This is a genomic window from Priestia sp. YIM B13486 (genome assembly GCF_042787865.1).
Lineage (GTDB): Bacteria > Bacillota > Bacilli > Bacillales > Bacillaceae_H > Priestia > Priestia megaterium.
On the sequence record NZ_JBHZOZ010000004.1, the window covers coordinates 205,749 to 216,809 of the forward strand.

Annotated in this window: 9 protein-coding genes and 1 riboswitch; of the genes, 2 read left to right on the forward strand and 7 right to left on the reverse strand. The window is 37.4% G+C overall.

What is annotated here, in order from left to right; genetic code table 11:
• Positions 1-243: 243 nt before the first annotated feature.
• Complete coding sequence (locus ACFX4G_RS13065) at positions 244-1,587, reverse strand: 5'-deoxyadenosine deaminase (protein WP_377575192.1); 1,344 nt, start codon at positions 1,585-1,587, stop codon at positions 244-246.
• Positions 1,588-2,100: 513 nt separating this feature from the next.
• Between ACFX4G_RS13065 and ACFX4G_RS13070 the strand changes: the two genes are divergently transcribed.
• Together ACFX4G_RS13070 and ACFX4G_RS13075 are read left to right on the forward strand one after the other, a co-directional pair.
• A complete protein-coding gene (locus ACFX4G_RS13070) occupies positions 2,101-2,679 on the forward strand; it encodes a YkoF family thiamine/hydroxymethylpyrimidine-binding protein (protein ID WP_255255764.1) in 579 nt (192 codons plus the stop codon).
• 53 nt (positions 2,680-2,732) lie between these two features.
• Positions 2,733-3,362, forward strand: coding sequence for a hypothetical protein (locus ACFX4G_RS13075; protein ID WP_097824209.1), 630 nt, complete (start codon positions 2,733-2,735; stop codon positions 3,360-3,362).
• A 243-nt stretch (positions 3,363-3,605) separates the two neighbouring features.
• Positions 3,606-3,705, reverse strand: a riboswitch (SAM riboswitch).
• Between the two features lie 169 nt (positions 3,706-3,874).
• On the opposite strand, the gene ACFX4G_RS13080 is transcribed toward ACFX4G_RS13075, so the two are convergent.
• The 6 genes from ACFX4G_RS13080 to ACFX4G_RS13105 all read right to left on the reverse strand — a co-directional run bounded on the left by ACFX4G_RS13080 (position 3,875) and on the right by ACFX4G_RS13105 (position 11,059).
• The gene (locus ACFX4G_RS13080; RefSeq protein ID WP_097824210.1) at positions 3,875-5,194 is read right to left on the reverse strand and encodes an aspartate aminotransferase family protein; all 1,320 of its coding nucleotides are present in this window, start codon (positions 5,192-5,194) and stop codon (positions 3,875-3,877) included.
• A gap of 359 nt (positions 5,195-5,553) precedes the next feature.
• Positions 5,554-6,141, reverse strand: a complete 588-nt coding sequence (locus ACFX4G_RS13085; protein WP_097824212.1) for a histidine phosphatase family protein — start codon at positions 6,139-6,141, stop codon at positions 5,554-5,556.
• Positions 6,142-6,153: 12 nt separating this feature from the next.
• A complete protein-coding gene (locus tag ACFX4G_RS13090) occupies positions 6,154-6,960 on the reverse strand; it encodes an alpha/beta fold hydrolase (protein WP_043980124.1) in 807 nt (268 codons plus the stop codon).
• A gap of 36 nt (positions 6,961-6,996) precedes the next feature.
• Positions 6,997-7,371, reverse strand: a complete 375-nt coding sequence (locus ACFX4G_RS13095; protein WP_043980127.1) for a DnaJ family domain-containing protein — start codon at positions 7,369-7,371, stop codon at positions 6,997-6,999.
• Positions 7,372-7,827: 456 nt separating this feature from the next.
• Positions 7,828-10,701 carry an ATP-binding protein gene (locus tag ACFX4G_RS13100; RefSeq protein WP_377575197.1) on the reverse strand — a complete coding sequence of 958 codons (2,874 nt, stop codon included), beginning with the start codon at positions 10,699-10,701 and terminating at the stop codon, positions 7,828-7,830.
• Positions 10,691-11,059, reverse strand: a complete 369-nt coding sequence (locus tag ACFX4G_RS13105) for a response regulator transcription factor (protein WP_025749698.1) — start codon at positions 11,057-11,059, stop codon at positions 10,691-10,693. Before ACFX4G_RS13105 ends, ACFX4G_RS13100 begins: the two co-directional genes overlap by 11 nt.
• Positions 11,060-11,061: the final 2 nt, after the last annotated feature.

Sequence of the window (11,061 nt, forward strand, 5' to 3'; positions counted from 1 at the left end):
TTTTGAAAATTTATTTCTCTTATCTTTTTAGTCTGTTGCAAGAGTACTCTTTTTACTCATTTATACAAAAAAGAGATTAAGACATAACTAAATAAATCCATTCTCAAGACAAATAAACAGATGAAACCTACGTTCACCTTGACAACAAAAAAACTCGAATTATTAATCAATAACTCCGATTAATAATTCGAGTTTTACTTTTGTTAAAATACTTTCATTCCAGCCTCTTCTTTGTTTTACATCTTATGAAATCAAAAGCGGGATTCTTTTTAAAAGACGATCAATCGAATGATTTGCTTCTTTCAATACAATTCCTTGGTCAATTGTTTTTAACACGCGATTTTCCATCACAATTTCTCCATCAACCATCGTTAATTCTACATCTCCTCGCGTTGCTGAATACACAACTCTGGAAATAGGGTCTACGCCGTAAGATGGAAAAGTATGAAGCTGATTTAAATTTAAAATAGCAAGATCCGCTTTTTTCCCGACCTCTAAACTTCCAATTTCTTTTTCAAGCCCGACTGCTTTCGCTCCGCCGATTGTAGCCATTTCTAGCACGTGCTTTGCATTCATGGCCGTTGGTCCGTGCGAGGGTTTATGAATCGTAGCGGCCAGCCTCATTTCGTTGAACATATCCAAATTATTATTACAAGGAGCACCGTCAGCGCCAAGACTTAAAAATACACCTTGCTCTAATAAACCGGGCACATCTGCGATTCCCGATGCAAGTTTTAAGTTTGAGCCTGGGCAATGACTAACTTTTACTCCTTGATTCTTAATAATTTGCTTTTCTTGATCATTTAGCCACACACAGTGCGCTAAAATAAGGCGTTCATTGGCTAATCCTAAATGATCTAAGTACATGATATTTCTCATACCCGTTTCAGCTTCTACGATGCGAATTTCTTCTTGATTCTCAGAAGCATGAGTATGTACATGGACATTATATGCAGCTGATAAATGGCTCACTTCACGCAGCAAATCTTCCGTACACGACAGCACAAATCTTGGGGAGAATGCGTATCGAATACGACTGTTATTTGAATTATGCCATTTTTCAAGCAGCTCTACACTTTCTTTGATCGAGTCAGCCGTTGTCTCCTGCAGAGCTTTTGGCAGATCATCGCCTTTTTTATCCATCATTACTTTTCCTGCAAGAGCTCGGATTCCACTTTGAGATATAGCTTGAAAAGCAGAGTCCGTATGATGAACAGTTTCCATATCTACAATTGTTGTAGTCCCGCTCTGAATGAGTTCGCCGATCCCTAACAGCGCTGAATAATAGATAGATTCTTCATCATGTGAAGCTTCAAGCGGCCATATTTTCTTCTTTAGCCAGTCTAGCAGCTCTAAATCATCTGCTTGCCCTCTAAAAAGCGTTTGACATAAATGGATATGAGTATGTATAAAGCCCGGCACAATCGTTTTATTTGCTGCGTCAATGACTTTATCTACCTTTTCCGGATGCAGGTTTTTCGCGATTGCTGCAATACGATTTCCAACAATATAAAGGTCACCGTAAATAATATCATTCTTCTCATTCATCGTAATAATCTCTGCATTTTTAATTAATGTGTGCGTCATACCTTCTTTCCCCTCTTTCGTAACATCTATCTATTTCTAGCTCAAGCCGAACACTAACATCTTCAAGCAATCTTTCTTACACTGTTCTTAAATATATATGGTGCATGCTCTGAGTTGAATAAGTGTAGGTAACCTCATGCGCGATAGAGAGTTTGGGTAAAAAAAATTCCTAGCTGATTATACAGCTAGGAGGTTGGATTTATGATAAAATCCCAAGTCCCTTTTTCAAGAGGTTATACGAAATCGCAGGAGAATAATGTGATCTTGTATTTATAATATGGTGTTTTCAGTCTATATACCAGCTTTTTGTCAGAAGTTCTAACATTGTTTTTTTATTCTTTTTTATTATGTAACTTTTCTTAACACCCTTATTTTTCATGTTATGCAATTTATTTTCGTTTCTTCTATGTAATATTTCCTAAAAATAAAGAATCTATCTTCTGTTTCTATACAAAACAGAAAAGTTATTTTATGATTTGTATGATTAAAAAACTACAAATCTATATTTTAGGGGTGATTAACTTGGAAAAAATAAATGTTGGCTGCCGTTTTACGCTTTCCGTTATGAGTGATAACTTTATCGATATTATTTTAGGCGCACTAAACGAAGTGGATATGTCTAAAGTTCAGCGAAAAACGGACCGTGTTAGTACGTTTATTGAAGGAAGTGCTAAAGACGTATTTGAAGTTGTGCAAGCCGTTTATAAAAGTGCTGGAAAATCTGGAAAGCATATTGTGCTGAATGCCACGTTTTCAACAGGGCAGCACGAAGAATATTTTGAAGAAAGAAAAATAAAACCAAAAGAAAACATATCTTCAAACCAACAGCTTTGTGCTTCGTTCCCTGTATCCACTCAATTTTCTTTGTATCCATTAGATACGCCGCATTATGTAGACATCATCAAAAGCGGAATTGGCGCAGTTAAACAACAGGGAGTATTTGCCGAAACCGTGCCTTTTGCAACAGCTTTAGAAGGAGATGTGAACAAAGTATTCGCTTCTCTATACGAATGTTTTATGAAATCTGTACAGCAAGCTCGTGTCGTGATGACAGTTAATATGTCAGCACACAGTCCTTCTTCAAAACGATAAATTACTTCGTATCTATTTATAAAGATAGAATACTAGAAAGGATTTATATAAATATGGCTACAAAAAGAACGTTTTTTTCTTTTTTCCTGATAAGTGCGTTATTATGTCTATTAGTCGTACCAAACTCTGTTATGGCTAGTGAAAAACCTGCACATTTAACGGTTGCTTCTTACACGCAGTTCTTGAAAGCGCAAAGTGATAAAAGTTCACTGTATGAATTTTCAAAACTGTCGCGTCAACAAAAACAAAAAGTTGTACAATCACTAAAGGATCCATCTCTGTTAAAAATGGATATTGAAGAAACTAGCGGCACGGTCGAAGCTGCAAGTACAGCAGCATACGGAGCAAGAACGGCTTCACCTTTATTCAAAACAGCAGCTTATACGGCTTCTTATAAAGCGGCTGGATTTACAACAACAAAACTAACGGTGTATGTAGACTATTACACGAAAAACTCATCGGTGACTTCAGTCAAAAGTGTACGAGGCGTCGTCACGAAAAATGTAAACCCCCTTGTGTCTATTTCAAAAAAGAGCTCAAAATCTTGGGTGCAAAATAATCGAGCCTACGGGCGAATCGACTGGCAGTGGAAAATTGCAGCTAAAAATGCCGGAATCAAAAGACAAACTGCTTACGGTACAGCTTCCGGCGCTTCAGGCGGATCAACAGCTACAGTTAATTGATAAAGAGGAATAAATAATGAAAAAAATGATGTGGTGGATTGTTGGTATTACAATTGGAGTACTTTTACTAGGAATTATGGTAGGTTATTTATCATTTTATAGCATATAAAAACAGCAGGTAATTTCGCCTGCTGTTTTTTATCTAAATGTCATCTTCTTGTCATAAAATTAAAACCTCCACTTACAGTGTCTAAGTGCCTGTAAGAAGAGGTTGGGATCACAATTGTTAGTAAGCCTGGTCTCTTCTTATCTTTCAAGCACTGCTTGTGGGAGTTGGCACGGTTCTATAAAGTCCGTTGCCGAGGTTTCACAGGGCCTATCCCTCCACCTCTCTTGATAAGAAGTTTGTCGAATTTTGTTGATAATTGTTGATAAGATAAATATTATGTTACATGCTGCACAAACAGATGTCAACTACTTTTCAGAAAATTGTTTTCCCTCTAAAACTATGATATCGCTACCATTACTATGACAACTAGGTTACAAATATATAATTTTTTTATATTTTTTTATCACGCTTTTACAGCTGACTTTTTCTCAAAAGAAGTGATAGCCTCATCTAGCATACGAATGCCGGCATCTATCTGTTCTTTTGTTACAGTAAGCGGAGGTACCATGCGAATAACTTCACTTGCATTTCCGCAAAAATAAAATAACACGCCTTTTTCTAAAGCTAAGTCTAAAATCTCGAATAAGGCGTCTCCATCGCCTTCTCCCGTATGCGGATTAACAATTTCAATTCCAATCATAAGTCCTAAACCACGGATATCCCCAATAATTGAATGTTTGTCCTTTAAAAGATGCAGCTTTTCTAACGCATAAGCGCCCATTTTTTTCGTGTTATCCAGCAGTTGTTCTTCTTTCATCACTTCAAGAGTTGCAAGGGCTGCTGAACATCCAATAGGATTTCCTCCAAACGTTGTACTATGTGTGCCAAGGGGCCACTGCTTCATTAATTCTTGAGAAGCTACCGTTGCACTAAGCGGAATTCCAGAAGCAATTCCTTTTGCTATAGCCATAATATCTGGCACGACATCAAACGTTTGTCCAGCAAACCATTCGCCGGTACGGCCAAATCCTGTTTGCACTTCATCGAAAATAAGTAATATTCCGTGACGATCACAAATCTCTCTTAACTTCTTCATCCAACTTTTCGGAGGAATAATATAGCCGCCTTCTCCTAATACTGGTTCCAAAATAACGGCCGCCACTTCTTCAGGCGTGACTTGGTGCTTAAAGAGTATTTCAAAATCTTTTTCAAGCTTTTCAGTAAAGTACACATCTCTGTCTAGCTCCGCAGGGCACTCTTTTGGATTCGCATATGGAATTTGATACGTCAGTCCTGAAGGCTGCTGAAATTGTCTATATTTGCTTTTCGAGGTTGTAACACTTAAAGCTCCCATCGAGCGGCCATGAAAACACCCTAAAAAAGAAATAACATACGGACGCTTTGTGACATGTCTCGCTAATTTCAAGGCTCCTTCAATTGCTTCGGTGCCACTATTTCCAAAGAAAAAGCAGTCTAAATTGCCCGGCGTTACTTTTCCTAACTCATCGGCTAACTTTAGTATCGATTCGTACATAATAACACCTGAAGGACCGTGCAATAATTGATCTGCTCCGTCTTTGATTGCTTTTACTACTTTCGGATGTCTGTGTCCTACATTAGTCGTAGCGATTCCGGAAGTAAAATCGAGATATTCTTTACCATCCAATCCATAATAATAGCATCCTTCTTCTTTTACAACGGGCAAATTCGGATGGTCTTTAGCCATCGTCGGTGCTAGCAATTCAGGCATTCTTTCAAATAAGTGACTCCAATCTTTTGACATACTACATCCTCCTTGAAATTATACAAATCAATTAATCTTATTCCGAAATATAGTTACTTATTAAACAATATTAGGAAATTCAGTTATACTAAACGCTTTAATAGAATAGTAATAAAACTTATTTTACTATGCATTTTTATTAAAATCAATTGTATAAATATTTATATATGAATTAATATGCGGGGTCTCATCCCTTCCGCTTTTCCCGCAGGAGTCTTCGCCTTGTCCCCAAATCAACAGCTAGAAGTACTTACATATATGAAACCTACGTTCACCATCACCATAAAAAAATCCGAACGATTAATCGTTCGGATTTTCCCTCAACTAAAATACTACTGCCACAGCCTCTTTAAGTATATTTATTCAAGATGTTTGGCATCATTGATCGTTTCAAGACGCCATTTTCCACTTTCATAAGCAAAAGTTGTAATCGATGTATTTTGTAAAACAGTAGTCCCTGTTCCTTGTTCTCCGCTTGTTACATGATGAATGAATGTATTAATTGCTGCCCCGTGACTAACAACTGCTACTTTCTTTCCGATAGACTTCTTCATAATTTCCGTTAACCGCTGAACCATCCGTTCTTGAGCCGCTTCGAGTGTTTCGATATTATATAAAGGCTCTTCTCCCCAATTTGTCGCATAGTTTGGCACAAGCTCATGGAGAACTTCTACGTTCTTTGATTCTAGTTCTCCAAAAGAGCGCTCACGCAGCTGCTCACAAACTTCCATTTTCTCTACTTTAGCAGCAGCTGCAATTTCCCTAGCGGTCTCCTGCGCGCGAAGCAAATCGCTTGTATAGATTACATCAATATGGATATCTCGAAAACGTTCCGCTACGCGTTTAGCTTGTTGCTTTCCCGCTTCGTTGAGCGGAATATCAGCATGCCCTTGAATAAGTTTGTTTTTATTCCAATCTGTTTGGCCGTGTCTAATTAAGTAAAGCATCGTAATCCCCCTTTAATCCCGTTTTAAAAATTGATAGACAGCTTTATCAACCTCTGAGCTTTCATGTAAATCTGAATGTGCTTCATGAAACGTGTGGAGATGAATGTGTTCGGTGAACTCTTGCAGTCCGTACGCACTTTCTACTGTTACCACTCCATCTGTCTTATCTCCCACATCTCCTGCTCCTGAAAAAACGTCGATTTCTTTTGAGAAATCTTGACGACTTTCGTACAGCTTGTTTAACGCTATAGAGTGAAAAGCTAAATCACGAGCACCCATAGATTCAATATGATTGCGTGCATGAGGATACATCTCCATTAATTCCTGATAATCTAATCCTTGAATTGGCGATCCTAACGTAACTAACTTTTGAATATACTGAGGGTTAGACAAACTAACAGCTGCTGCTGTTACTCCTCCCATACTATGTCCAACTAAATCAACAGAAGATGCTTTATATGTATCACGTACATCTTGCATAATAGCTTCAATCCATTTTTGCTGCTGTGCAATACTGGCATCTGGCTTTTTAAAGACGATATGAATAAGAGGAAGTTTCCCCTCTTTTGCTTTCATAATGTGCTTCCACTGAATAGCTCCATCTTTTTGAACAACGCAGTAAGCTACTTTAGTTCCCCATCCGTTTTGTTCAAATCGTTTAATCATTTTCCCTAAGCTTTTTTGACTGCCTAAATAACCATGAATAAATAAAACCGGCACATTTTTCGATTGGGCACCTCGTTTTATTTGTGGGGCAAAAATATAAAAACAAAGCGAAATAAATAGTATGATACTAATCAATAAAATTAACAGCCGCAAGTTCTCACCCTCCGATCGTCTGGTCCATTACACTCATTAATAAAAAAATTTGGAGTAAATTTTATTCTGATACGTCCTGTAAGCTGCAGAACTTGTCATCTTTTTTTTGTCAACGAGCTGCTCAAAGCGCAAACGCTTTTCCGTAAGCATCTCTGTTAGCCTTTGTTCTTCATTAGCATCCGTGCATATAGAAATCAATTCTTCTATTGTAGCCATATCTCGTTTCAGCTCTTGTTCATCCGTTATCATGTTTGCATTTTTTAATATCCTATACGCTTGGCGCAGTTCTTCAGGTATATGTGATAAATCTTCTAACTTTAATGGTTTTCCTTCCCCAGGCAGCTTATCAAAGTCACCGTCTTTTATTGCTTGTCTAATTCTTTCTTCAGCAATTATATACGCAATATCCAAGGAAAGACCTCCTTTAAGCAAATATAAAATTCAATCTTACCTTCTATATAAAAGATGTATAATAAACACAGCTTTTATAATTGTATTTTTTATTATACTATGATTATAAAATTTGAACTACCTTCACTTCTTGGATAGACTATCCTCTCTTTGTAAAATAATTTCCAGAGCTTCACTCCTTTCACTATCAAACTTTCTTGAGCAGTTTCTTAATTAGCTGAAATTCAATGAACGATTCTGCATCAGGTTTTGTTATCTTATCTTACTATATTTATACAAAAAAGCCTCCTTACGCATGTAAGGAGGTGGAAAAAGGTAATTCTAAGGTCATCATGTTATGCCTACTTTCTATAAAACCACATTTTGAGAGCGTTTTCAATGTTTTTTTATATTACTTTGCTAATTTTCTTTTCGTTTAATGAGGCTCCGTAAATATAACGAAGCCTCACCAAATTTCTACTCTTCTTTATCTGATGGAATCATAATTTCTCCTTCGTGCTCTTGTTTTTTCAAAAGCAGCTGGAGAATCGTTTTGGATAATTTACTAGGCTGATAGGGTTTAATCAGAAACTCACACACTCCAAGCTCTAACCCTTTGCTTCTTTCGTCTAAAGCAGATGAGATTAAAATAGGAATTTTTTCTGTCTCTGTATTTTCTTTGAGCTGTCTTAAAACATCCCAGCCGTCTAACTTATTTTCTCCTAACTTAATATCTAGAACAACCACTTCAGGCTTTTGCTGATGAATAGAGTTTAATGCGTCTTCTCCATTGTTAAAATACCGAACGTGAAAACCGCTTTCTTTTAATTCTACCTGTAAAAGCGTCGCTAAACTTTTATCATCTTCTACAATCACTACGCTTTTACGGCTATCATTCGTATTTATCATCTCTTCATCGTACTGAACTTCATATAGAAGCGGGAGAACAACCGTGAATGTTGTTCCTTTTTTCCATTCCGATTGTACAGTAATGTCTCCGCCATGAGCTTTTACAATTTCTTTTACAATTGCTAATCCTAGACCTGTTCCGCCAATTTTGCGCATATCGGAGTTATCTACTCTGTAGAATTTGGTAAACAATTGACCTAGCGCTTTATTTGGTATACCAATCCCTTCATCTTGAATATCAATATAAACAGCGTGTTCCTTTTGATACACTTTAACTGTAACGTTCCCTCCATCGGGGGAATATTTCACTGCATTACTAATTACATTATTAAACAATTGCAGCAGCTTATCTTTATCTCCCATTACTGTAAAATGCTCTTGATCGGAAATCATATCAAATTCGTGCTTACTTGTTTGTATTTTCTGGACCTCAATCACCTGCTTAATAAGCGGCAGAATGTCTTGATACTTTTTATCGTAGGTTTGTTTCCCCGCTTCCATTCTTTGGACGTCCAGAAAATCGTTGATTAAAGATGTTAACCGCTGTGCTTCCTGATAAATAGTAGTTAAGTACTTCTTCTGTCTTTCTTCTTTTAATGTTTTGTTTAGCATAAGCTCAGTGAACCCTAATACACTTGCTAAAGGTGTGCGCAGTTCGTGACTCACAGTGCTTACAAATTCCGACTTCATCTGATCAACTTCAAATTCTTTCGTAATATCCCGATGAACGAACAATACGCCAAACATCTGACGGTTTCGATATACGTATTCGCTATAAACTTTTATAACTTTTCGCTTACCTTCCGTGTGCAGGTAATAAACAAAAGACTTTTCTGCTTGCTCTCCCTTACAAATGGCTTCAACGTATTGTCTCAGCTGCTGTATATTTTCGACTTTTTGAGAAAGAGCATCTAGCCATTGATTGCAAGAGAGCTGAAGAAGTCCGCTTTGATGCTCATATTGAAACAATTCGCTAATCTTCGTATTCACTTGTAGAATCGTACCTCTTGTATCTACAAGCTGCATTCCTTCTTGAATCGAATTTAAAATATCTTGAGATAGCAATCGGTCATGCTCAGACTCTTCGTAAATATAAATTTTTTCAAGGGCAATCGTAATTTGTTTTGCCAGTATTTCAAATGTCTGTAATTCATGTTCTGTGTATTCATCCGCGTAGCGGCTGTAAAACATATAGGCTAGCATATCTCCCTGTGAAGAGAGCACCGGTACGATAACATCATACAAATAAAACGTTTGCTGATGATATAGGCGCTCATGTTCTATACACTCTCTTTTTACTACCATACATTTTTTCGTCTTTTGCACATGATCAACGTAATTATTATGAAGATTTGCCACCATCTGTTGAACACTTGATGAAGATAGACCAAATGAAGCATGTGTCTTTTCATCGGCTAGCATAATAAACCCGTGATCAGCTTTCATCACCCGGCTCATGTTTGTGACAGCACTCGTGAGAACCTCTTGCTTGTGAAGAGAATTTGTTAGTCCATGCACAAATAAATTGCGCAATTCTAACTCCCCTTCTCGTTCCTTGGTCAATTCTAACGCGTGCTGAAGTTCATCTTGCTGACTGTGCAATTCATCTTGCTGTGCAATCAGCTCCTCATTTTGAGCCGTTAACTCCTGTTCATTATTTTGCAAAGTCGATACCATTTTGTAAAAGGCTTGAGATAGCATACCAATTTCATCTCTTCTATGTTCATCAAATGTCATAGGCATTTCTTTTCCGGCAGCAATTTCGCTTGCCGTATATGCGAGCTGACTCAGCGGCTTTACAAACTTATTTAGCAGTACCCGTGTAAGCAATAATAAAATGACCACTGTAAACGCTAAAAATAAAATAAAGAGCGTTTGACTTTTCTGCATGTCACTCGACGTATCATCGTACTGTGTATTTAAGTCTTTAGTTAATTCCTTTTGGTAGTCATCAAGTTCTTTTTGCATTTGTTCTATTGATGTAGAAGCAGCCTTCCGCTCAGGACTAGAGCGGACTCCTTCAATACCTTTTTTGTCGTAAATATCTTTAAAATAAGGAAGCGTTTGATTAAAATACGTGTTTAGCATCACCGTCGCTTCATTTACAAACGTACGCTCACGTCTATCTGCGGCTAGACCTGAAAGTCGATCAAGATTTTCTTCGATAATTTTTTGCTGACTTGCAGCCTCGTTATACATATCCTCTGAATCAAATGCAATAAACCCACGAGCCTGCAAAAAAGCCTTGTTCATTGATTTATCAATTGTAGATAGCAGCTGTGCCTTTTCCCGTACTTGTGCCCTGTACTGGGCATAATCAGCTGTAATTTCTTTTTGCCGTACAACAAGTACAGTTGAACCCGCCGCAAAAGCAAGTAAAAGGATACTTGCTAAGAGGATGAACTGGATTGAGATACTTTTTCGTTTTAGTTTATTGTTCATCTAAAATTTCCTCGACACGTTCGGCTAGCAAGAGGGGACTAAACGGCTTAGACATAAAATACGCAGCCCCTGCTTCTAACACTCGGCTTTGATCAGCAGCTTGATTCTTAGCTGAAAGCATCAATACTTTTGTATGGCGCTTATCTTTCATTTCTTTTAGCTGTTGAATGACTTCAAGCCCGGTGAACACGGGCATCATATAATCCAAAATAATTAAGTCAAAATCACGTTCTTTAATAAATTCCAAAGCTTCTTCGCCATTTTCTGCTTCCGTCACATCATGTCCTTCATCTTCAAGGGTATCTACCACTAACATACGAAGCACTTCTTCATCTTCTGCTAATAAAATTTTTGCCATTG

What these genes read in the sequence shown, in the direction of transcription:
- ACFX4G_RS13100 (WP_377575197.1), bottom strand. Translation starts at nt 10,701, where the DNA reads ATGAACAATAAACTAAAACGAAAAAGTATCTCAATCCAGTTCATCCTC.
- ACFX4G_RS13075 (WP_097824209.1), top strand. Translation starts at nt 2,733, where the DNA reads ATGGCTACAAAAAGAACGTTTTTTTCTTTTTTCCTGATAAGTGCGTTA.
- ACFX4G_RS13105 (WP_025749698.1), bottom strand. Translation starts at nt 11,059, where the DNA reads ATGGCAAAAATTTTATTAGCAGAAGATGAAGAAGTGCTTCGTATGTTA.
- ACFX4G_RS13080 (WP_097824210.1), bottom strand. Translation starts at nt 5,194, where the DNA reads ATGTCAAAAGATTGGAGTCACTTATTTGAAAGAATGCCTGAATTGCTA.
- ACFX4G_RS13065 (WP_377575192.1), bottom strand. Translation starts at nt 1,587, where the DNA reads ATGACGCACACATTAATTAAAAATGCAGAGATTATTACGATGAATGAG.
- ACFX4G_RS13085 (WP_097824212.1), bottom strand. Translation starts at nt 6,141, where the DNA reads ATGCTTTACTTAATTAGACACGGCCAAACAGATTGGAATAAAAACAAA.